Annotated in this window: 22 protein-coding genes; 11 read left to right on the top strand and 11 right to left on the bottom strand. The window is 71.0% G+C overall.

Features of this window, described 5'->3' with window-relative positions; genetic code table 11:
- Nucleotides 1–95: 95 nt before the first annotated feature.
- The 3 genes from ACFYVR_RS14540 to ACFYVR_RS14530 are packed head-to-tail and all read right to left on the bottom strand — an operon-like array spanning nucleotide 96 to nucleotide 2,982.
- Complete coding sequence (locus ACFYVR_RS14540; RefSeq protein WP_387474185.1) at nucleotides 96–719, bottom strand: lactate utilization protein C; 624 nt, start codon at nucleotides 717–719, stop codon at nucleotides 96–98.
- Entirely contained in the window at nucleotides 716–2,230 is a 1,515-nt protein-coding gene (locus tag ACFYVR_RS14535) for a LutB/LldF family L-lactate oxidation iron-sulfur protein (protein ID WP_387474183.1), read from the bottom strand. Before ACFYVR_RS14535 ends, ACFYVR_RS14540 begins: the two co-directional genes overlap by 4 nt.
- Complete coding sequence (locus ACFYVR_RS14530; protein WP_387474181.1) at nucleotides 2,227–2,982, bottom strand: (Fe-S)-binding protein; 756 nt, start codon at nucleotides 2,980–2,982, stop codon at nucleotides 2,227–2,229. Before ACFYVR_RS14530 ends, ACFYVR_RS14535 begins: the two co-directional genes overlap by 4 nt.
- A 160-nt stretch (nucleotides 2,983–3,142) precedes the next feature.
- Here ACFYVR_RS14530 and ACFYVR_RS14525 point away from each other — a divergent pair, with 160 nt between their 5' ends.
- Nucleotides 3,143–3,862 (top strand): FadR/GntR family transcriptional regulator, encoded by a 720-nt coding sequence (locus tag ACFYVR_RS14525; RefSeq protein ID WP_387474179.1) that lies wholly within the window; start codon nucleotides 3,143–3,145, stop codon nucleotides 3,860–3,862.
- A 47-nt stretch (nucleotides 3,863–3,909) separates the two neighbouring features.
- Here ACFYVR_RS14525 and ACFYVR_RS14520 read toward each other — a convergent pair whose 3' ends face one another.
- From ACFYVR_RS14520 to ACFYVR_RS14490, 7 genes are all read right to left on the bottom strand, one after another.
- Complete coding sequence (locus ACFYVR_RS14520) at nucleotides 3,910–4,476, bottom strand: ferritin (protein WP_387474177.1); 567 nt, start codon at nucleotides 4,474–4,476, stop codon at nucleotides 3,910–3,912.
- Between the two features lie 377 nt (nucleotides 4,477–4,853).
- Nucleotides 4,854–6,266, bottom strand: a complete 1,413-nt coding sequence (locus ACFYVR_RS14515; protein ID WP_387474175.1) for an LCP family protein — start codon at nucleotides 6,264–6,266, stop codon at nucleotides 4,854–4,856.
- Nucleotides 6,267–6,283: 17 nt separating this feature from the next.
- Nucleotides 6,284–7,096: a CPBP family intramembrane glutamic endopeptidase gene (locus ACFYVR_RS14510; protein WP_387474173.1), complete on the bottom strand. Its 813-nt coding sequence runs from the start codon at nucleotides 7,094–7,096 to the stop codon at nucleotides 6,284–6,286.
- 17 nt (nucleotides 7,097–7,113) lie between these two features.
- Nucleotides 7,114–7,872, bottom strand: a complete 759-nt coding sequence (locus tag ACFYVR_RS14505) for a GAF and ANTAR domain-containing protein (protein WP_387474171.1) — start codon at nucleotides 7,870–7,872, stop codon at nucleotides 7,114–7,116.
- A 74-nt stretch (nucleotides 7,873–7,946) separates the two neighbouring features.
- Nucleotides 7,947–8,672 (bottom strand): GAF and ANTAR domain-containing protein, encoded by a 726-nt coding sequence (locus tag ACFYVR_RS14500; protein ID WP_387474169.1) that lies wholly within the window; start codon nucleotides 8,670–8,672, stop codon nucleotides 7,947–7,949.
- Between the two features lie 252 nt (nucleotides 8,673–8,924).
- On the bottom strand, nucleotides 8,925–9,620 hold the full coding sequence (locus ACFYVR_RS14495) for a HEAT repeat domain-containing protein (RefSeq protein WP_387474167.1): 696 nt from the start codon (nucleotides 9,618–9,620) through the stop codon (nucleotides 8,925–8,927).
- 74 nt (nucleotides 9,621–9,694) lie between these two features.
- Nucleotides 9,695–10,462: a DUF2470 domain-containing protein gene (locus ACFYVR_RS14490; RefSeq protein WP_387474165.1), complete on the bottom strand. Its 768-nt coding sequence runs from the start codon at nucleotides 10,460–10,462 to the stop codon at nucleotides 9,695–9,697.
- A gap of 118 nt (nucleotides 10,463–10,580) precedes the next feature.
- Between ACFYVR_RS14490 and ACFYVR_RS14485 the strand changes: the two genes are divergently transcribed.
- From ACFYVR_RS14485 to ACFYVR_RS14470, 4 genes are all read left to right on the top strand, one after another.
- Nucleotides 10,581–11,312, top strand: a complete 732-nt coding sequence (locus ACFYVR_RS14485) for a hypothetical protein (RefSeq protein WP_387474163.1) — start codon at nucleotides 10,581–10,583, stop codon at nucleotides 11,310–11,312.
- A gap of 66 nt (nucleotides 11,313–11,378) precedes the next feature.
- Nucleotides 11,379–12,299, top strand: a complete 921-nt coding sequence (pheA, locus tag ACFYVR_RS14480; protein WP_387474161.1) for a prephenate dehydratase — start codon at nucleotides 11,379–11,381, stop codon at nucleotides 12,297–12,299.
- 1 nt (nucleotide 12,300) lies between these two features.
- Nucleotides 12,301–12,972 carry a histidine phosphatase family protein gene (locus ACFYVR_RS14475; RefSeq protein WP_387474160.1) on the top strand — a complete coding sequence of 224 codons (672 nt, stop codon included), beginning with the start codon at nucleotides 12,301–12,303 and terminating at the stop codon, nucleotides 12,970–12,972.
- A 24-nt stretch (nucleotides 12,973–12,996) separates the two neighbouring features.
- Nucleotides 12,997–13,602: a TetR/AcrR family transcriptional regulator gene (locus ACFYVR_RS14470; protein ID WP_387474158.1), complete on the top strand. Its 606-nt coding sequence runs from the start codon at nucleotides 12,997–12,999 to the stop codon at nucleotides 13,600–13,602.
- A gap of 1 nt (nucleotide 13,603) precedes the next feature.
- Here ACFYVR_RS14470 and ACFYVR_RS14465 read toward each other — a convergent pair whose 3' ends face one another.
- Entirely contained in the window at nucleotides 13,604–14,200 is a 597-nt protein-coding gene (locus tag ACFYVR_RS14465; protein WP_387474156.1) for a TetR/AcrR family transcriptional regulator, read from the bottom strand.
- Nucleotides 14,201–14,286: 86 nt separating this feature from the next.
- Here ACFYVR_RS14465 and ACFYVR_RS14460 point away from each other — a divergent pair, with 86 nt between their 5' ends.
- The 6 genes from ACFYVR_RS14460 (at nucleotide 14,287) to ACFYVR_RS14435 (ending at nucleotide 21,409) form a co-directional block, all read left to right on the top strand.
- A complete protein-coding gene (locus tag ACFYVR_RS14460) occupies nucleotides 14,287–15,474 on the top strand; it encodes a Rieske 2Fe-2S domain-containing protein (protein ID WP_387474154.1) in 1,188 nt (395 codons plus the stop codon).
- Between the two features lie 5 nt (nucleotides 15,475–15,479).
- Nucleotides 15,480–16,238, top strand: a complete 759-nt coding sequence (locus ACFYVR_RS14455) for an enoyl-CoA hydratase/isomerase family protein (protein ID WP_387474152.1) — start codon at nucleotides 15,480–15,482, stop codon at nucleotides 16,236–16,238.
- Nucleotides 16,235–16,897 carry a hotdog fold domain-containing protein gene (locus ACFYVR_RS14450; protein ID WP_387474150.1) on the top strand — a complete coding sequence of 221 codons (663 nt, stop codon included), beginning with the start codon at nucleotides 16,235–16,237 and terminating at the stop codon, nucleotides 16,895–16,897. Before ACFYVR_RS14455 ends, ACFYVR_RS14450 begins: the two co-directional genes overlap by 4 nt.
- Nucleotides 16,894–18,144 (top strand): CaiB/BaiF CoA transferase family protein, encoded by a 1,251-nt coding sequence (locus ACFYVR_RS14445; RefSeq protein WP_387474148.1) that lies wholly within the window; start codon nucleotides 16,894–16,896, stop codon nucleotides 18,142–18,144. The genes ACFYVR_RS14450 and ACFYVR_RS14445 overlap by 4 nt, the downstream gene beginning before the upstream one ends.
- A gap of 264 nt (nucleotides 18,145–18,408) precedes the next feature.
- A complete protein-coding gene (locus ACFYVR_RS14440) occupies nucleotides 18,409–19,950 on the top strand; it encodes a class I adenylate-forming enzyme family protein (RefSeq protein ID WP_387474146.1) in 1,542 nt (513 codons plus the stop codon).
- A gap of 52 nt (nucleotides 19,951–20,002) precedes the next feature.
- Nucleotides 20,003–21,409: an MFS transporter gene (locus ACFYVR_RS14435; protein ID WP_387474144.1), complete on the top strand. Its 1,407-nt coding sequence runs from the start codon at nucleotides 20,003–20,005 to the stop codon at nucleotides 21,407–21,409.
- The last annotated feature ends 1 nt before the right edge of the window (nucleotide 21,410 follow it).

Raw genomic sequence — 21,410 nt, 5'->3', positions numbered from 1 at the left:
CCCTCCCCCGACCGCCCTCCCCCCCCCCCCCCGCCGGCGCGGCGCCGCGCCCCCCCCCCCCCCCCGGCCCCCCCCCCCCCCCCACCACTGCGCCTTCAGCGCACTATGACGACGTGCAGGTTGCGGGGGCCGTGCACGCCCTCGACCCGTTCGAGTTCGATGTCGGAGGTCGCCGACGGTCCGCTGATCAGGGTGGTCGGCCGGTCCGGGACGAGGCGCGCAAGGGCCTCGGGCACCCCGACCTCGACGGTGTCGACGGAGACGACGCACACGTGCACGTCCGGGACCAGGGTGAGCGCCCGTCGCCCTTGGTCGGCGCTGCCGTCGAGGAAGATGGTGCCGGTTTCGGCGCAGGTGACGGTCGACGCCGTGACGACGGCGTCCAGCTCCGCCAACCGCGGCGCCGGGATGTCGGCCGAGTCCACCACGACCTCGCCGGCGAACCCCGACAGCCACGAATCGTCCAGTCCCGCGGGAACACCGACACGGCGGGCGCCGATGTCGCCGAGCACCCGGGCCACGGTGGCCGGGAGGTCGTCCGGCGCGCACCGGTGCACCGTGGCCTTGTAGTCGACGAGCCGGTCGACGAGCAGGTCCACGCGTTCGGCGTCCGGCATCACCCGGCCGGTCCGGTAGTCGCGGGGAATCTCTTGCGGCGCAGGCGGTGCCAGCGTCTGCGCGTCCCGGATCCGCGACAGGATCGTCTCCCGCGAACTCATCTGCGTCCCTCTTCCCGTGCCGCGTCCAGTGCCGCCCGGCCTTCGTCCGAGTCCCACCACTGCCGGAACGTCTGCTTCGGCGGTGCCGGGATGTCGCGGGCGGCGGTCCAGCCGTTCAGCGGTGGCGGCAGCGTGGAGATCTTCCCCTTTCGGCCCGCCGCGAGCCGGCCCAGCCCGGCGGCCTTCTGCGCCAGGGTGAATCGCGTGGCCGACGTCATCGCCACCGACGCCGCCTTCATCGCGACCCGCTCGGCCGTCAGTCCGGCCTTCTCGACCTTCTGGTGACGCAGTTCGACCAGCAGTGACGGGATGTCGATCTTGACCGGGCAGGCGTCGAAGCAGGCGCCGCACAGGCTCGACGCGAACGGCAGCGTCGCATTGGGGTCGTCGTCGGCGTCCATCCCGGCCAGTTGCGGTGTGAGCACCGCACCGATCGGCCCCGGGTACGTGGAGCCGTAGGCGTGCCCGCCGGTGCGCTCGTAGACCGGGCACACGTTCAGGCACGCCGAGCAGCGGATGCAGTGCAGCGCCTGCCGTCCGATCTCGTCGGCGAGGGCGGCGGTGCGGCCGTTGTCGAGCAGCACCAGGTGGAACTCCTGCGGCCCGTCGCCGGGGGTGACGCCGGTCCACATCGAGGTGTACGGGTTCATCCGTTCCCCGGTCGACGACCGCGGCAGCAGCTGCAGGAACACCTCGAGGTCCGCGAACCGGGGCAGGACCTTCTCGATGCCCATCACGGTGATCAGCGTCTGCGGCATCGTCAGGCACATGCGTCCGTTGCCCTCGGACTCCACGACGCCGAGGGTGCCGGTCTCGGCGATGCCGAAGTTCGCGCCGGACACCGCCACGGGGACGGTCATGAACTTGTGGCGCAGGAACTTCCGGGCCGCCGCGGCGAGGTGCGCCGGGTTGTCGTCGAGGTCGGGGTCGACGCCGCGCATCTCCCGCAGGAAGATCTCGCGGATCTCCGAGCGGTTGCGGTGGATCGCGGGCACCAGGATGTGCGACGGCTTGTCGTGGCCGAGCTGCACGATCAGTTCGGCGAGATCCGTTTCGTAGGCGGTGATGCCGTGGGACTCGAGGTGCTCGTTGAGTTCGATCTCCTGCGTGGCCATCGACTTGACCTTGATGACCTCGGTGGAGCCGGTCGCACGGACCAGGTCGGTGACGATGGCGTTGGCCTCGGTGGCGTCCGCCGCCCAGTGCACGACACCGCCGCGGGCGGTGACCGCCTCCTCGAGCTGCTCGAGCAGTTCCGGAAGCCGGTTCATCGCCTCGGTTTTGATGGCGGAACCGCTGTCGCGCAAGGCCTCCCAGTCGGGGAGTTCACCCGTCACGCGCAGTCGTTTGGCGCGGATCGTGTGCGTGGCCTTGCCGATGTTGCGGCGCAGCTGGGCGTTGGCGAGTTCGTGGTGCGCCGCCTTCGGGAACGTCTCGGTGCCGCGCAGGAACCCGACACCCTGCGGTGCGCGCGGCGGAACGGCGGGCAGACCCAGGCTCACGGAGCTCATGCGGAGACCTCCAGGGCGGGCTCGGTGGACGCCAGGATCTCGGCGAGATGAATTGTGCGGGTCCCCATCTGAAGCCGGGACATGCCGCCGCCGATGTGCATCAGGCAGGACGAGTCACCGGCGCACAGGGAGTCGGCCCCGGTGCCCGCGACGTTGCGGATCTTGTCCGCGAGCATCGCGGTCGACGTCTCGGCGTTCTTGATCGCGAAGGTGCCGCCGAATCCGCAGCAGGAGTCGGCCTCGGGGAGCTCGACCAGGTCGATGTCGCGGACCGCGCGCAGCAGCCGGAGGGGTTTGTCGTCGACCCGGAGCATCCGGAGGGAGTGACAGGTGGGGTGGTACGTGACGCGGTGTGGGAACCACGCCCCGACATCGGTCACACCGAGGACGTCGACGAGCAGTTCGGACAGTTCGTACGTCTTCGTCTTCACCGTGTCGACGCGCTCGCGCAACGCGGGGCTGCCGTAGCGGGACGCGACGATCTCGTGCTGGTGCCGGATCGAGCCCACGCACGACCCGGACGGTGCGACGACCACGTCGATCGACGGATCGCCGAACTCGTCGGCGTAGTTCGCGACCAGCGGCAGCGCGTCGGGCTGGTAGCCGGTGTTGACGTGCATCTGGCCGCAACAGGTCTGGCCGGGCGGGAAGACGACGTCGTGCCCGAGCCGGGTGAGCAGGCGGGCGGTGGCCTTGACGGCGTCCGGGAATAGGGTGTCCCCGAGGCAGGTGGCGAACAGCGCGATACGCATGTGGATCTCCGCGGTCGTCGGTGTGGTCAGACCACACTAACCCACGGTCGGGGTGGTGTGGCAAGACCGGGATCCGAGTCTCGACATCGGTGCGGGGCCTCGGGTACGGTGCTGTGGTCAGACCACACGGCACACCCGTCACCACCTAGGCTCGGTCCCCATGTCCGATCAGTCGTCCCCGCAGTCCGGCACCCGCGCATGGGAGCAGGTACTCGCCCGGCTCGAACAGATGCTCGTCGCGGGGGAGGTCCGCCCGGGGCAACGCCTGCCGGGCGAACGCGCGCTCGCCGCGGAACTGGGCGTCGGACGATCGTCGGTGCGGGAGGCACTGCGGGTGATGGAGGCGCTGGGCCTGCTGCGCGCCCAGACCGGCTCGGGCCCCAACGCGGGCGCGATGATCGTCGCGCGGCCGACCGGGGGCATGTCGATGCTGATGCGCATGCAGGTTGCCGCGCAGGGCTTTCCGGTGTCCGACGTGGTGCAGACCCGTCTCGTTCTCGAATCCGAGGTGGTGCGGACCCTCGCCGCGCGGCGGCCGGCCCCGGGCCTCGACGCCGCCGTGGAGTTGTTGGACTCGATGGACGACGGCGCGCTGTCCGCGTCCGAGTTCCTGATTCTCGACGCGCAGTTCCACGTCACCCTCGCCGACGCGGCCGGGAACCAGGTGGTCGCCGCGATGATGGCGGGCCTGCGGGAGTCGATCGAGGCGTACGTGGTCGGCGGCGTCGACGCCGCCCGGTGGCCGACGACCTGCGCCCGTCTCCGTCACGAGCATCGCGGCCTGATCGAGGCCGTCGAGGCCGGTGACCCGCAACTGGCGGAGCGTCGGATCCTCGACCACATCCGCGGCTACTACGAGGGAATCAGCCCCTGTGCGTGACCTCGGTAGCCCTGGCCACCACGCGCACGCACAGGCGGCGGAGCCACCTAGAGTGCGCCACCGGCGACGGCGGGCGTGCCGGTCGACTTGGCTGCGGCACCCAACGCGTCCGCGGCACCGATCTCGCGGGCGACGAAGTTCTCCAGGTCGAACAGGTTGAGGCCCGCGCGGTCGGCGATGGTCAGCAGGGTGTTCATCGACGCGACCTCCTCGACCTGCTCCTTGAGGAACCACTGCATGAACTGCTCGCCGAGGTAGTCGCCCTCCTCGCGGGCGGTGCTCGCCAACCGGACGATCTGCTCGGTGACGGTCTTCTCCTGTGCGAGCGCGAGAGCGAGCGGTTCGCGGGGGCTCTCGAAGTGGGAGAGCACCGGATCGACTCCACTCAGATCGACAGCGATGTCCCGGTCGAGGAAGTACTGGACCATCATCATCGCGTGGTTGCGTTCCTCGACCGACTGCGCGTAGAAGTGCTTCGCCAGCTGGGGGAGGTCGGCGTTGTCGAAGTAGACCGCGATCGCCAGGTACTGGTGCGACGCGTTGAACTCGTGGCGGATCTGATCGTGGAGAAGGGCATGGAACTTCGTCTGGTTGATGTCCTCCGGTGCGCTCATGACGGGGACGATAGCGCTGGTCAGAGGGGGTTCGCATCCAAGCGGACCCTTATTGAGGGCAGTGTGTCCTAAGTGAGGTCGTCCTTCGATTCCGGTCCGGAAGCGCCGCTCCGTGGCGGTCCTCATCGGTGCGGGAGGGGTCGACGAAGGTTCGATCATGTTGTCCTGGAACGATTTTCGCCATTCGGCTGCTCGTCGGCCGCACGGGTGGAGGGCATGGAGCCGGAACGAGCCGGGACGCAACGGTTTCCGGATGGTGCGACGGACGTCACCATGCGCCGCGCCGGCGAGCCCCCGCCCCGGGGGTGACGACCCTGCCCGGAAAGTGTGTGTTACGGACTGTCACGGACGGAGGAAGGTGGTCGGCGTCCGGTCCGTCAGTTCGTCAGCAGGTCCGCGGGGACCGGCTCGTCGGAGGCGAGGGCCTCGAAGAACCGGGACGCGTTCTCCCGGTCCCACAGCAGCACGTTGCCGGAGCCGTCGACGTCCTCGAAACCCCCGACGGGGACGGTCGTGGTCACCGGGTCGCCCCGCATCGCCCACGCCAGTCCGCCGAGGTTCCACAGGTGATCGCCCTCGTCGACCTGCAGGCTGCTCGCCGCGTTGGTCACCATGGGCCACAGCCGGAACGGGTTGACGAGGGTGCTGACGCTGGTGGCCTTCGCCAGCATCGCGGACATGAACAGGCGCTGGTTGTTCATCCGATCCAGATCGGCCAGCGCGGTGGCACGACTGCGGACGAAGCCGAGCGACTCGGCACCGGTGAGGTCCTGGCATCCCGCCTGCAGGTTGACGCCCGCGAGCGGGTCGTCGATCGGGTACGGCACGCACAGGTGCACGCCGCCGACCGCGTCGACGATGCCGGCGAAGCCGCCGAACCCGATCTCCGCGTAGTGGTCCATCCGCAGGCCCGTCGCCTCCTCGACCGTCTGCACCAGGAGTTGCGGGCCGCCGAGTGCAAACGACGAGTTGATCTTGTCGCGGCCGTAGCCGGGGATCGGGACGTACGAGTCGCGAGGAATGGACACCATCGTCGCGGCGCCGCTCTTCGGGATGTGCACGATCATGATCGTGTCGGTGCGCTGTGAGTCGAGTTCGCCGCCCGTCGCGAGTTCCTGCTCCTGCTCGGCCGTCAGGCCGGTGCGGCTGTCGGACCCGACGAGCAGCCAGTTCGTGCCCGGCGTGTCCGCGATCCGGTCGGGGTAGTCGGCGAGTGCGTCGACCCGGTTCAGGGAGCGGTCCAGGTAGACCACCGCCCCGACTGTGAACACCAGCACCGCGAGGACGATCAGCCCGATCCGGCGACCCCAGTGCGCCCGGCGTCGCGGCCGAGGCGGTTCGGCGGGTGGGGCTGCCGGGGGACGTGTCGTTCGCGGCGGCGCCGGGGGCGCCGAGCGGGGACGCGCTCGTTCCGTGTGCGGCTGCGGGGTCTGCGTGGGCGCGTACCCGGATGCTCCCGGCGGGGCCTGCCGGGGCGCGGCGGAACGCTGCGCGAGCGGGGACGCCTCCGGTTGCCTCGACCACGCGCGTTCCGGCGCCGGGGACCGCCCGTCGCGGCGGATGACCTGCGTCCCCTCCGGGTTCGGCGGCGCGGCGCGGCGCGGATCGACCGGAGCGCCGCCGCGCTGCGGGGGCCGCTGCTGCGGCGGGACCTGACGTCGCGGTGGGTACTGAGTCGGCGGCACCCGTCCACCCGGGGTCTGAGCGGGGTACGGCGACCGCCGGGGATCGGCGCCGCGGCCCGCCGCGGGGTCACGGGGGTCTCGGTACCGGGGGTCGTCGCCGTTCACTCCAGAAACTGTACTGGTCAGGGCAGCCAGGAGACGTGGCCCCGCAGCAGGGTGTATCCGACGAACGCGACCGCGTCGATCAGCCAGTGCGCGACGACCAGCGGCCAGAGTTTGCCGGTCCGCTGCCAGTACCGGCCGAACACGAGCCCCATCACGACGTTGCCGAGCCCCCCGCCGAGGCCCTGGTAGAGGTGGTAGCTGCCGCGCAGGAGCGCGGACGCGGCGAGCGCGGCGTTCTCGCCCCAGCCGAGGCGGCGCAGCCGCGAGATCAGGTACGCGACCACGAGCACTTCCTCGGCGGCGGAGTTCGCCAGCGCCCACAGCACCAGGGCGGGCAGGCGCCACCAGTGGTCGTCGACGGTGCTCGGGACCACGGTGAGATTCGCGCCGACGGCGGTCGCGACGAGGTACAGCACCAGCCCCGGCAGCCCGATCAGCGCGGCCAACCCGACCCCGGGCAGCAGGTCGCGGCGCCAGCGGGGGTGGCGGCCGAGGCCGATCTTCTCGGGGCCCAGACCGCTGCGCCACAGCAGGTACAACCCGAGCGCCGCCCACGCGCACAGCCGCAGGATCCCGAGAAGCTGCCGCGCCAGGTCGATCCAGCCGACGCTGGACCGTGAGGTGTTCAGCGCCACCGTCTGGTCGGACAGCTGGCCCGGCGCCATCGCGGTCTCGATCAGCGACAGGACGCCGGACAGCCCGCTCAGCCCGAACGTGACGAGCAGGACGATCGTGACCTCGACCCACAGTGCGCGCCGCTCCCGCGCATCGAGTGGCGGTTCGGTCGGCGGGGGTGGCGAGGGCCGGAGCCAGTGGTCGAGTCGGGTCACACCGGCGACGGTAGCCGTCAGGGCGTCCCGGGGGAGGACGTGCTCCCGGACAGGAGGTCCGCTGCCCGGATCGTGCCGGTGACGAGGTCGTGGGCGATGGCCGACAGGCGGGTGTTGGTGCGGCGACTGTGGTCGCGGAGCACCTCGAACGCCTGCCCCATCTCGAGGTCGCCCGCGTGCGCGATGATGCCCTTGGCCTGCTCGATCGTGATCCGGTTGTTCAACGCGGTCTGCAGCTGCTCGGTCAGCACCTCGGCCCGCCGGATGGCGCGCTCGTGCAGGATGCCGATCGTCGCGGTGTCCGCGAGGGCGCGTGCGAGCTTCAGGTCGTGTGGGGCGAGGACGCCGACCTGATCGCCGAACAGGTTCAGGGCGCCGATCGTCTGCTTCCGTAGCCGCAGCGGCAGCGCCTGCACCGACCGGAATCCCTGCGCGAGTGCCTCGGGGGTGAACCGGGGCCAGCGCTGCGCCTCGGTGGAGAGGTCCTCGACGATCACCGTCTCGCCGCTGCCGAAGGCCTCCAGACACGGGCCCTCGTCCACCTGCAGCTGGAACAGTTCCAGCAGCCGGGTCTGTTCGGTGGAGGACGCGAGTACCTGGAGGCCGCCGCGCTGATTGGCGAGCATCAGGCCGGCCGCGACCGCGCCGGTGAGGTCGACACAGCGAATGACCAGCATGTGCAGGAGGTCGGCGATGTCGTAGTCGTCGACCAGCGTGTCGGCCAGTTCGACCAACGCCTGCAACAACTCCGATTCGCGATCGGTACTCGACGGCACCAGCATCTCCTGCCTGTCGGTCCGTTGTGTTCCAGCGTAGTCGCCTGTGCCCCGTATGGGGATGCCGCCGGTACTCATGCGTCGATGTCCTCGAGTCGGAGTTGTCGGGTGGTGAGGAGGCGGGCGACCTCCTCGACGAGCCGCCCGGACGCGAACGCGTACGCCCGCAGTCGCACCAGTGCCGCACTCGCCGGAATCTGGTAGTGGGACACCAGCATGCCCGTGGCCTGGTGCACCACGTCCGAGTTGTGCGGAGCGTGGGCGAGCCGGCGGTCGAGTTCGGCGTCGTGCTCGACCGCGGCCAGGCCGAGCAGCGCGATGGTGATCACGTCGCCGATCCGCAGGGCCCTCGCCAGCTCCGTGGTGTCGAGAAACCCGGGCGCATTGCGGTACAGGTTCAGCGAACCGAGCGCGATCGAGCCGGCCTGGAGCGGGAACGCGAAGATCGCCCCGACGGGGAGCGTCGCGAGCTCGCTGACGAGAACCGGCCACCTGTCGGATGATTCGGCGAGGTCGGGCACCAGGACGGGACCGCGCTCGGCGATGGACTCGATGCACGGGCCCACGCCGAGGGTGAATTGCAGCGACTCGATCCGTTCGACCGTCTCGTCGCTGGCGAACACGGTCTGGGGATATCCGGAACCCGTCGCCACCGCGACCGACATCCCGTCCGCCGCCAGCACCTCGAGGGACGCCTGGCAGGTGCGCACCAGCGCCTCCAGCGGATCCCGGTGGGATCGCAGCGCCTGCAGCAGCGAAGCCCTGATCGTGTCGACCGGATCCGCGCCCTGGTCACTCATGGCGGTGACCCAGGGCGACAGGGATACGGCGCAACGACCGGCATCGCGCTACTCCTCCTCTGTTTGCATCGTGCCCCGGGACATACCCCGGATCTGCCTCGCGGAAACGACGATAGCCGCCGCAGCGCCCACCTGAAGAACGGCCACTCCGGTGACGGCCCCGGCCCTTCGGGTGCGGCGCCACTCGCACCACTGCCGATGTGTGTACCTGGTGCGCAGTGCCTTTCGCCGGGCCGCGGCGTCCGCGGGCGGTCAGTCCGGCAGCAGGCGTCGCAGCCGTGCCTTGCGGCGGTTCTCCCGGACGATCCACCGCACGTCGGGATCGGGGTCGTCGGAGAGGGCGGCGAACCGGGGCAGCCCGGTGTCGGGGTCACCGGCGACGGCGACGCTCCAGCAGTAGCCGAGTCCCTTGCGCAGCGTTCGGACATCGGGTTCGCGCCGACGCTGCGCGGGGACGCGGCGCAGGACGTCCGTCGCGGCCGCGCACGCGTCGAGGGCGGCGAGCGCGGTCTGCGCGTCCGCGAGCAGGCGCGGCTCGCAGATGCCCGCGACCGCCGCGCGCGCGACGAGGGGATCGGGGTGCGCGGACCACTCCGAGACGACGCGCCGCAGTGCCGCGGGGTCGTCGTCGCCGAGGCGTTGCAGCGCCATCGCTGCGCCCTCGCGGACCCGCCAGAAGCCCTCGGCCGCGCGGGATTCGACCACCGCGAGGGCCGTGCCGTCGTCGCCCGTCAGCAGGCGGCCGAGGGCGGCGGTGCCGCAGAGTCGACGGAACTCGTCGGGATCGTCGGCGAGGGCGAACGCCAGCTCGGGCGGGGCGACGTCGGTGAGGGCGCCGACGAGCGCGAGGTTGGCACGTGGACCCGGCAGATGCGAATGGGCGTCGAGGTACTGCGGGATCGCGCCCTCGTCGAGTGCGTCGAGCGCGGCGCGTTCGTCCGAGATCATGTGTCGTCCCCGTCCGTCGGTCCGGCGTTCGTTGCCGGGCCCAGCGTCGCACGCGTAGCCGGGGACGCGCCGGGTCAGCGGCGTGAGCGCAGGCCGTTGAGGAACGGGCAGCCGACGAGGACGCGCAGCGCGCGGTTGAGGGAGGCGGGGTCGTCGACGGGGTCCGCGAAGGGCAGTCGGACGTCGCTGTCGCCGGACGCGGACTCGACGCGCAGTCGCACGCCGTAGCGGTCGATGCCGAGCGGACGCACCTGCCCGGTCTGCAGGCCCCGCGGAAGTCGTTGGGCCAGTTGGTCGACGATGTCGGCGTGGTCGGCCTCGAGGTGGGTGATCCAGTCGTCCTCGACGGCCCAGAACGGGTCGGGGGCGGCGCCGAGAAGGTCAGGGAGCGGGACCGGTTCGGCGCCGTGGCTGTCGGCGACGACGGCGGAGTCGAGGACCAGGCGCAGCAGGGTGGTGGAGTGGCCGACGTCGAGCAGTGCCGGGTTCGGGTGCTCGTCGGCGACGGCGGCGGCCAGCGCGCGGGTGGCTTCGGTCGGGACGGCGTGCAGGCTGCCGCGCAGCCACACCAGCGACCGGACGGGCTCGCGGAGTGCGAGCGGCGCGTGGTCGGTCAGTTCGAGGACGGCGGGCAGTCCGCCGCGGCCGGCCTGCCAGGCGAGGGCGGTGATGGTGGCGTGGGCGGGGACGGCGACGACGACGTCTCCGCACGAGCGCAGGTGGTGGACCGCGACGGCGACCGGGTCGCTGCCGTCGACGGCAAGGACGGCCTGCTGGGCGCGGGCGCACGCGGTGCGGACGCGTTCGGCGGTGGTGGGGCCGAGCGTGGTCGAAGCGGTCATGGGGAGCTCCTTTTTCCGCGGCGGGGGATGCGGTGCCGGTCACAGTAGGTTAGCCATGCCTAAGTTAGATGAGGGCCCCGGGCCGCGCAAGGGTTCCGCGCAGGATTACCGTTGACCGGTGGCCACCCTGCTCAACCTCGAACCGCCGTCCCCCCGCGAATCGCAGCCCCCGTTCGCCGGTCTGCTCGCCGAGATCTGCGCCGACGCGGACGCGCTCCGGGCCCGCGACCGGGACACGATGTTCGGGGCGCCGCTGCTGGCGGCGACCGCTCTCGCCGGTGTCGACGCCGCCGACGGACCGCTGTGGCTGCGGCTCGACGTGGCGCCCGACGCGCTGCCCGCGAACGTCCCCGAGTTGGCCCGCATCGAGGTGGACTGCCCGCTCGACCAGCTCGACGACGCGCTCGCCCTCGCGCAGGGGGACCCGCTCGCGCTGCCCGCCCGCCTCGCCGTGCGCGTCGACCCCGGCGCCGCCGGGCGTGGCTGGGCCGCCGACGCGGCCGCCCGGATCGCCGAGGTCGGAGCCCATCCCGTGCTCGCCGCGGACGCGGACGCGGCCGACGTCGCGGACTTCCTCGCCGTGCTCGCCCACTCCGACGCCGGGTTCGTCGCGCACGCCCGCACCGGCGAGGAGGTGATCGCGATCCTCGCCGCGACCGTCGCGTCGCTGCGGGGAGACGACATCACCGCCGCCTACCTGGCCGCGGACCCCGCCCCGATCGCCGGCCTCAGCGCCGCCGCCGCGGAGGCGGTCCGCGAGGTACTCGTCGCGATCGCGGTCCCCGGCGGCGCCGCGACCTCGGCCCACCTGCGCGACCTCGGCATCACCGCCGACCTCGGCCGCCGCTGACGGCGCGCCGCCACGACACGGCCGCGGCGACGTCGGGCGGGTGCGCGGCCCGCGTAATCTGAGCGGGTGCCTCGCATCGCCTACTTCGGACCGACCGGAACCTTCACCGAGATGGCGTTGGACCGCCTCGAGGCGTCCGGCGCCTTCGACGGTCGGGTCGAGCGGGTGGCTGCGGCCAGCCCGCCCGCGGCGCTCGAACTGGTCCGGGACGGCTCCGTCGAGGGCGCGGTGGTGCCGATCGAGAGCTCCGTCGAGGGGCCCGTGCCGCCGACCCTGGACGCGCTCGCCCTCGGCGACCGTCTGCAGATCGTCGCCGAGACCGAACTCGACGTGAGCTTCACGATCGTCGCCCGGCCCGGGACCACCCTCGACGCGGTGCGCACCGTCCGGGCGTATCCGGTGGCGTTGGCGCAGGTGCGGATGTGGATCGAGAGCCACCTGCCGGGCGCCCGCGTCGAGTCCGCGTCCTCCAACGCCGGAGCCGCCGAGGACGTGGCGGCCGGAGCAGCGGACGCTGCGGTGTCGACCGCGCTCGCCGGTGAGCGTCTCGGTCTCGACGTCCTTGCCGGCGGGGTGGCGGACTTCCCCGGCGCGCGAACCCGTTTCGTGCTGGTCACCCGGCCCGGTCCGGTGCCCGCCGCGACGGGCTCCGACCGCACCTCGGTGGTGATGCAGCTCAGCCACGAACCCGGGTCCCTGGTCAGTGCGATGGAGGAATTCTCCACGCGCGGAATCGATCTCACCCGAATCGAGTCTCGGCCCACGCGCGTCGAGTTCGGCACCTACCGCTTCTACCTCGACTGCAGCGGCCACGTCGAGGATTCCGCGGTGGCCGAGGCGCTCAAGGCCCTGCATCGCAAACACACCGTGCGGTTCCTCGGGTCGTGGCCGACGGCCACCCCGGGCGGGCGGCGTCCCCCGTCGGACGACGAGGCGAGTGCATGGCTGAGACGGATCATCGCCGGCGACAGTGAAGGAGCGAACTGACTTGGCGGGCAAGCTGATTCTGGTCCGGCACGGTCAGACGGAGGCGAACGTCGCCCGAAAGCTGGACACCCGGTTGCCCGGCGCGCGCCTGACGCCGACCGGTGAGGGGCAGGCGCAGGCGTACGGGTCGTCGCTGGCCGGCGCCCCGAAGGTCGTGGTGGCGTCGGAGGCCCTGCGTGCCCGCCAGACCGCCGGGTACATCGAGCGTGCCTCGGGGATCGTGGTCGAGGTGCGCGAGGGTATCCACGAGGCGCAGGCCGGCGATCTGGAGGACCGCTCGGACCGGGCGTCGCACGAGTTGTTCGCGAAGGTGTTCCACTCGTGGCACGTCGGTGAACTCGGCGAGCGGATTCCCGGCGGTGAGTCCGGCGAGGACGTGCTCGAGAGGTACCTGCCGGTGGTCGAGTCGCTGCGCGCGCAGTACCTGGACGGGACGCCGGCGGACGACACGGGTGACGTGCTGGTGGTCAGTCACGGGGCGGCGATCCGGCTGGTCGCGAGCTACCTGGCGGGCCTGGACGGCCGGTTCTCGGCGGACACGCACCTGGACAACACGCAGACCGTCGAGCTCGTCCCGACCGTGGGCGGCGGGTGGACCTGTGTGCGGTGGGGTGCGCTGCTGCCGCCGTTCACCGCGCCGCCGGTCGACGTCGTCGACGACCCGATGGGCTGAGGCGCGTCCGCCTACGCTGTAGCGGTGACCGGGACCGAGGGGGTGGACAGGCGCTCGCTGCGCTACGCGGGCCGCCGCGAGGAGTTGCTGGGGGCCGTCACCGAGTACGTGATCGCGAACGGCGTCACCGATCTGTCGATGCGGCCGCTCGCCAAGCAGATCGGCGTCTCGCACGCCTCGCTGCTGCACCACTTCGGCAGCAAGGACAACCTCCTCGCCGAGGTCGTCGAGAGCATGCGCGGCGAGTCGATGCCCGACCCGGGCGTGTTCGAAAACCTCGACAACCCAGCCGAGTCGATCCGGGCGTGGTGGGCGCTGCGAATGGCGGAGGGCGAGCTCTCGCGCTTCCGGGTGCTGCTCGAGGTCTACGTCCGGGCGCTGCTGCATCCGGCCGAGAACGCGCGCTTCCTGGAGAACTTCGTCGGGCAGTGGCTCGCCGTCCTCGAGTCCGGACTGCGCGCCGCGGGGTGCCCGGAGGACGAGGTGCCGTCCCAGGCGACGCTGATCCTCGCGCAGGTGCGCGGCCTGTCCCTCGACCTGCTCGCGACCGGTGACCGCGGCCGCGTCGACCGCGCCTTCGAGCTGTTCGTGACGGGGATCGAGGCGAAGCTCGCCGCCTGGGCGGGGTGAGTCAGCGGGGGAGCAGGGCCGGGACGACGAAGGTGCGGAGCTTCTCGCGGACCCGGTCGAGGGCGCTGTCGTCGGTGCCGTACTGGCTGATGTACATGATCTCGAGTTCGGAGATCCACTCGGAGACCAGGCGCAGGTCGAGGTCGGCGCGGATGGTGCCTGCGGCCTGTTCGTCGGCGAGGATCGGTCCCCACAGTTCGTGGGTCAGTTCGATCGCGCGACCGGACTCGCTGAGCAGCCGGATCGACAGCGCCATGGACTCGGGGGAGACGAGACGGTTCACCATCGGGTCCAGGTGGCCCTTGCGGATGTCCTGGCAGATGCCCTCGACGATGCGGTCCTCGACGGTCGGCCAGCGGGTGATGTACGCGCGGGCGCGGCCCATGTTCGCGCGGGCGCGCCGGACCACCGATTCGGCGATCAACGACTCCCGGTCCGCGAAGTAGCGGTAGACCGTCGCGCGTGACATCGACGCGGCCCTGGCGACGTCCTCCATCGTCGTCTTGGCGATGCCGAAGCGCGCGAAACACTCCTCGGCCGCCGCCAGGATGGTCGCGCGGGCGTCCGACTGTGTCTCCGTACCGGTGCGTGCTGCCACTGGAGAACCGTATCAATCCCGTGATCAACCGAAAGGAATTAGATAAGACGCTAGACATTGATTGTCTCGTGTGTCACCCTCGATCCATGGAGCGCGACGAGAAGATCAGGCTCACGCAGCGGCTCATCGCCCACGTGGACAACGACACCACCGACTACGCGGACGACCTGCTCCGCGTGCCGTTCTCGGTCTTCAACGACCCCGATCTGGCGGCCAAGGAACGCGACGTCGTGCGGCGATTCCCGCACATCGTGGCCCACGTCGACGAGCTGCAGAAGTCCGGCGACTTCCTGACCACCGAGCTCATCGGCACCTCGCTGCTCGTCGTCAAGCAGAACGACGGCAGCGTCAAGGCCTTCTCCAACGTGTGCCGGCACCGCGGGGCGAAGGTCGAGTTCGGGGAGTCGGGCTGCAAGCGCGTCTTCGCCTGCCCGTACCACAACTGGTCGTACGGCAAGGACGGTGCGCTGCGCGGACTTCCGCACGCCGAGGGCTTCGACGGCATGGACCGCGGCGAGTACGGGCTGGTGGAGTTCCCGTGCGAGGTCCGGCACGGTCTGGTCTGGGTGGTGCCCACCGTCGGCGCCGACCTCGACATCGCGACCGTGCTCGGCGCCAAGCACGACGCCGAGGTCGCCGACACCGGCATGGCCGACTCCTTCCAGGTGCGCAAGGAGACCTGGAAGCTGGACATGAACTGGAAGATCGCCGTCGACGGCGTGCAGGACTCGTACCACCTCTGCCAGCTGCACACCAAGACCGTGTGCAACTACCTCGAGGGCAACATCACCGCACTGGACGTCGTGGACCGCTCGTGGCGACTCGTGGTGGCGCGCAAGGCGATCACCGAGGTCCGCGACGCCGATCCGGACAGCTTCGACGTCCGCGACTACTCGCTCGCGAACTACACCGTCTACCCCGGCACCATGCTGGTCACCGAGCCGAACCACTTCGAGATCTGGACCATCGTCCCGGACAAGGACGACCCGAACGTCTCCTACTGCACGATCCGGCTGCTGTCCCCGAAGAAGCCGGAGACCCCGCGCGAGGAGCGGATCCTGGAGAAGAACTGGGAACTGCTGATGGAGACCCTGCACGCCGAGGACTGGTTCGTCACCAAGACCATCACCGACAACGCCGCCCACGGCCAGGTCGAGGAACTGATCTACGGCCGAAACGAGTTGCCCGGTCAGCTCTTCCACAACATGGTCGCGAACGACGTCGCGGCGCTCGAACGCGAGCGCGCGTCGGCCGAGCCCGTCGCGGCACGGTAACAACGATGACCGACCTGGTCCGGGAGCGGCCCGCGCCGGGCGTGCTCCGGTTGACGCTGAACCGCCCGCAGGTGCGCAACGCGATCTCCCTCGCCCTGCAGCGGGAGCTCGACGGCGCGCTCGCGGCGGCCGCGCACGACGACGAGGTGCGCGCGGTGATCGTCGCCGGCGCCGGCCCGGACGCCTTCTCGGCGGGCTACGACCTCACGGAACTCGCGGCGATGTCACCGGGGGAGGCCACCGAGGGGATGCTCGAGCGGGAGGAGCTGCTGTGGCGGTACCTCACGTTCCCCAAGCCGATCGTGGCCGCCGTCGCCGGCGCCGCGCACGGCGCGGGCACGATCCTCGCCGCCTGCTCCGACCTGCGCGTCGGGGGCCCGGCGACCAGGTTCACCGTGACCGCCGCCCGCTACGGCGGCGCGAACCTGACCTGGCTGCTGGACAGCCTGATCGGGGCGGGCCGGGCCCGGGACCTGCTGATGACGTCGCGCGCGGTCGACGGCGCCGAGGCGCACCGGATCGGGCTGCTCAGCCGGTACGACGGGGACGTGGCAGGCCTGGCGCTGGAGGCGGCAACCGAGCTCGCCGGCCAGCCCGCCGAGGGGCTGCGCGAGATCAAGACGCTCCTGCTCGACGGGCCGGGCCGAGACCTGCGGACCCGCTACGACCGCGAGAACACCGTCGGCCGAACGACATTGCGGCCGCGTCCGGTCACCGACCTGTTCTCCGGGTTCTTCTCCCGCAGCCGAAGGGATCCGTCGTGACCGACACCGCCACCACCCTCGACATCTGGAACCCGAGCTGGCCGGACCCCTTTCAGCCGACGGTCGACCCCGACGACGAGTACGCCGCCCTCGTGGAGGCCCTGCGCGAGGTCCAGGAGGCGGTGACGCGGAGCCGCCCCACCCCGGAGGCCGCCGCGGCGGCCGCGGCCGCACTGCGGGGGGTCGCGCAGCGGATGCGCACACACGAGGTCGACGAGGACTTCCAGATCGCCGGAAAACGGTGGGAGATACCGGGAAAGGCGCATGCGCTCGCGCCCGTCCTGCACATCGACACCGTCACCGACACCACCGCCACCGGCCGGGTGACGGTCGGAAGGTTCCACTCCGGCCGGTACGCGATGAACGGCGGCGTGACCCCGCTGATCTTCGACGAGCTCCTCGCCCGCCTGGCGAACAGCGCCGGCCGGCCCTGGGGCCGTACCGCGTACCTCACCGTGAACTTCCGTGCCCTCGCGCCGCTGCACACCGAGTTGACGGTGACGGCCGAACTCGTCGGGCAGGAGGGGCGCAAGAGGTTCCTGCGCGGGGCGATGTACCACGGCGACGTCCTCGTCGCCGACGTCGACGGACTGTGGGTGGAGCTCAAACCCGAACAGACACACAACATCTCGAAAGACCTGGAAGGACGTGACCGATGAGCGGGTTCTCGCTGCTGGAGGGCGTGCGGGTCCTCGAGGTCGCCCAGCTGGCCCCGGCCTCGCTGGGCGGGCACCTCGCGGACCTCGGCGCCGAGGTGATCAAGGTCGAGTCGGGCCCGCTCGGCGACCCGGTCCGCGTCGGCGGCAGCCGCGCGATCGGCGACGCGGACGGCCCGGCGTTCATGCACCTGCGGTGGAACCGCGGCAAGAAGTCCGTCGCGCTCGACCTGCGCAGCCCCGAAGGCAAGCAGGCCTTCCTCGACCTCGCGCGCTCGTGCGACGCCGTCGTCGAGGGCATGCGCGGCGGCTACCTGGACTGGCTCGGTGTCGGATACGAGCAGCTGCGCCAGGTGAATCCGAAGATCGTGCTGTGCACGGTGTCCGGCATGGGCACCGACGGCCCCTACCGGGTGCTGGGCACCGGCGGCCCGGTGTTCGACGCCTACGCCGGGATCCGTGCGGTGAGCACACCGGCGGAGCCGCCGACCGAGGGCATGGCGGGTTCCACCACCCCGCCGATCGCGATGTACGCCCTCGGTGCGTACGGGGCGATGGGCCTGCTCGCCGCACTGCACCGGGCCGGGGCCACCGGCATCGGCTGCCACGTCGAGGTCGCCGGCATCGACGTCGCGGCCGCGTGGATGCCGGACCTGGTCGACGCCGAGCTGAACAGGGATCGCTCGATTCCGCGTCCGAGCTGGCTCCCGGACGGACGGCTGCCCGACTGGCCGCGGCTCGAGGCGTACCGCACCAGCGACGGCGAGGCGATCCTGTTCGGGTCGCACGTGGAGAAGTTCTGGCACAACTTCCTGGTCGCGGTCGGCCGGGAGGACCTGATCGGAGTCGACCTCACCAGCACCGACGATGGTGCTCCTGCCCGCGCGGACCTGGTGTGGCGGGCGCTGACGGAGATCTTCTCGCAGCGCACCCGCGCCGAATGGGTGCAGGTGTTCCTCGAGCACGGCATCGCGGGCGGCCCGGTCAACAGCGTGACCGACATGCTCGCGGACCCGCACTTCCGGGCACGGGAGAACACGTACCGGGTGGACTACCCGGGGGTCGGCGAACTCGAATTCGTGGTCAGCCCGGTGCGCGTCGCGGGCGAGAAGTTCGCGCCCGCCCTGCCTCCGGTCGTCGGCGCGGACACCGCGGAGGTGCTGCGGTCGGTGGCCGGGTGGGACCCCGCGCGGATCGCCGCGGCGACCGACCCGAGAACACCCCGCGGCGAGGTACCGGCCGCCGGCTGACGGCATCCGGCCCGACAAACGACACCCACACGAAAATGATTGTGTGGGTGTCGTTTTCGTGCCCTTGCCCGGGCTCGGGGCGAGGGGTCGAAGGTCTCGAATCGGGCATTGCGCACTGTGCCTACAGCTGTTAGGTTTACGGGCACGAAGTGAGGGTGGTCACACCCCGTCGACGCCGACCACCGGCGAGCCGGCTGACGGAGAGAAGGCCGGTGCGCCGCACCTGACACGCCGGCGAGCCGGCACGGGACAAGAGGAGCACAGATGAATCTCGCGGACCTGACCCGGTTCTGGGGTAAGACACGTTCGCAGCAGCAGGCGATCGTGTTCGGGGACACGTCGCAGACCTGGGCCGAGGTGGACGCGATCACCGACGCACTCGCCCGCGGCCTCGCCGCTCGTGGCGTCCGCAAGGGTGACCGGGTCTCGGTGATGATGCTCAACCGCCCCGAGCTCGCCCACGTCATCCTCGCGACCCTCAAGCTCGGCGCGATCAGCGTTCCGCTCAACTTCCGGCTCACCGCCAAGGAGCTGGCCCCGATGATCGTCGACTCCACGCCGCGCGTGGTGGTCGTCGAGGACGCGTTCGCGCCGCTGCTCGAGGTCGCCGCCGAGCAGGTGGAGTTCGAGACGTACTCCATCGGCGGCAGCGCCCACCCGCCGTACGAGCGGCTGATCGACCCGGGGACGGCGCCCGTCGTCGCCATCGACGCCGACGACCCCGGGTTCATCTGCTACACCTCCGGCACCACCGGTGTGCAGAAGGGCGCCCTGATCACCCACCGCAACGCGATGACCCCCGGTGTCTCGCAAGCGGTCACGTTCGGCTTCTCCTCCCGGGACCGCGTACTGTGCTCCGCCCCGCTCGTGTACACCGGCTCGGTCCTGTCGATCTTCATGCAGCTCGTCGTCGTCCCCGGCGCGACGATGGTCCTGCTGCGCGAGTACGACCCGGAGATCGCCCTCGACACCTTCGAACGCGAGCAGATCACCGCCACCACCACCGTCCCGGTGATCTGGGAGCGGATGACGATGCTGCCCGACTTCGGCACCCGCACACTGGCGAAGTTCACCTTCGCGGGGACGGGTGGTGCACCGGTCAGCCTGGACCTGCTCGACTTCTACCGCTCGCACGGCATCCCGCTGACCCAGTGCTACGGGCTGACCGAGGCGTCCGGCATGGTCTCGACCCTCGCCTACGAGGACGCCGTGTCCCGTCCAGGCTTCGCCGGCCTGCCGCTGGTCGGCACCCACATCCGGATCGGCGACCCCGGCGTCGACACCCCGGCCGGTGAGGTCGGCGAGATCCTGGTCCGCGGCGAGCACGTGATGCGCGAGTACTGGAACAAGCCGGAGGCCACAGACGCGACCCTCGTCGAGGGCTGGCTGCGCACCGGCGACCTCGGCATGCAGGACGAGGGCGGCTTCCTGCGGATCGTCGACCGCAGCAAGGACATGCTGATCTCCGGCGGACTCAACGTCTACCCCGCCGAGATCGAGAAGGCGCTGCACGGCATCGACGGTCTCGTCGACCTCGCCGTCATCGGCGTCAAGGACGACCGGTGGGGTGAGGTGCCGATGGTCGTGTTCCACAGCGCACGCCCCGCCGCGGAGATCGTCGCCGACATCGCCGAGATCGCGGGCGAGAACCTCGCGAAGTTCAAGCGCCCCAAGCACGCCGTCGCCCTCGACGAACCCCTGCCCCGCACCTTCTCCGGCAAGCTCGCCAAACCGTCTCTGCGTCAACGCTTCCCCGAGGTGCCTGCCGACGCACTCGCCGTCGACGGCACCGTCGCCCCCGCCTGACTGCCCCAGTCGTCATCCACTGCAGTTCCCCCTCCCGAGAGGAATGCACGTCGTGGCCCCAACTCGTGAAGTCAACATCTCCCACCTCATCGACACCGCACCGGTGTCGGCCCTCCAGAAACGCGCCATCGCCCTGTGTCTGGCGCTCGCGATTCTCGACGGCATGGACGCCCAGCTGATCGGATTCGCGATCCCCGCGCTGTCCGCGGACTGGGGACTGTCCAAGGCCTCGTTCGGGTTGCTGCTGGCGCTCAGCAGCGGCGCCATGGTCGTGGGCAGCCTGCTGTTCGGTCCCGTCGCCGACCGGTGGGGCCGGCGCCGGGTGATCCTGCTGTGCACCGTGGTGTTCTCGGTGTTCACGCTCGCGTCGGCGTTCGCGCCGTCGATGGGTGTGCTCATCGTCCTGCGGGTTCTCGCCGGCATCGGTCTCGGCGGCGTCACCCCGAACCTGATCGCGCTGACCAGCGAGTACAGCCCCGCGCGCAGCCGTTCCACCCTGGTCACCATCGTCGTCGCGGGCATGTCCCTCGGTGGCTTCCTCGGCGGACTCGCTGCCGCGCAACTGATCCCCGCGTACGGGTGGGAGTCGATCTTCCTTGCCGGCGGCGTTCTCCCGCTGGTGGTCACGGCCTTCGCCTGGAAGTGGCTGCCGGAATCCGGAAAGTTCCTCGCGGCGCGCGGGGACCACGAGGGCGTCGCACGGATCTTCTCCGCGATCGCGCCGGGGGAGGACCTGACCGGCTCGGTCCGTTTCACCCAGGACTCGGTCGCGGTGACGAAGTCTCCGGTGCGCGAGCTCTTCGCGGAGGGCCGCGGCGTCGACACGGTGCTGCTGTGGGTGGTGTTCGTCGTCAACTTCCTGGTGATCTACTTCCTGTTCGGCTGGATGCCGTCGCTGTTCAGCCAGGCCGGACAGAGCGCGTCCAACGCGATCCTGGCGGCGGCGCTGTTCAACCTCGGCGGCATGGCCGGTGCGCTGTCCGTGGGACGCATCACCGACAAGGTCGCGGCCGCGTGGGGCCGCACCGGCGGATCGCGTGCCGCGTACGCCGTGGTGATGGGCGGCTACACGATCGGTGCCCTGTTCATCGGTGCGGTCGCGATGTCCCTCGGCAGCTCGACCCTGCTGCTGATCACGATCTGCATCGTCGGATTCGGCATCTCGGGCAGCTCCGCCGGAATCATCGCGATCGCCGCGTCGATCTACCCCGTCGCCGCCCGCTCGACCGGGATCGGCTGGGCCATGGGCATCGGCCGCATCGGATCGATCGTCGGCCCGACAGTGGGCGCGGCACTGATCGCGGCCGGGATGGACGCCCGGACGATCTTCCTGCTCATGGTCCTGCCCACGGCACTCGCGGTGCTCACGCTCGGGGTCCTGTTCGTGCGGGAACGACTCCGCGCACGATCCGTGGCTGGGGCGGACACCGGGGCGGCCGTGGTCGTCGAGACGCACTGAG

It is taken from the genome of Rhodococcus sp. NPDC003318, assembly GCF_042879035.1.
In the GTDB taxonomy this organism is placed as follows: Bacteria; Actinomycetota; Actinomycetes; order Mycobacteriales; family Mycobacteriaceae; genus Rhodococcus_G.
This window is presented reverse-complemented; position numbering and strand designations above follow the sequence as displayed.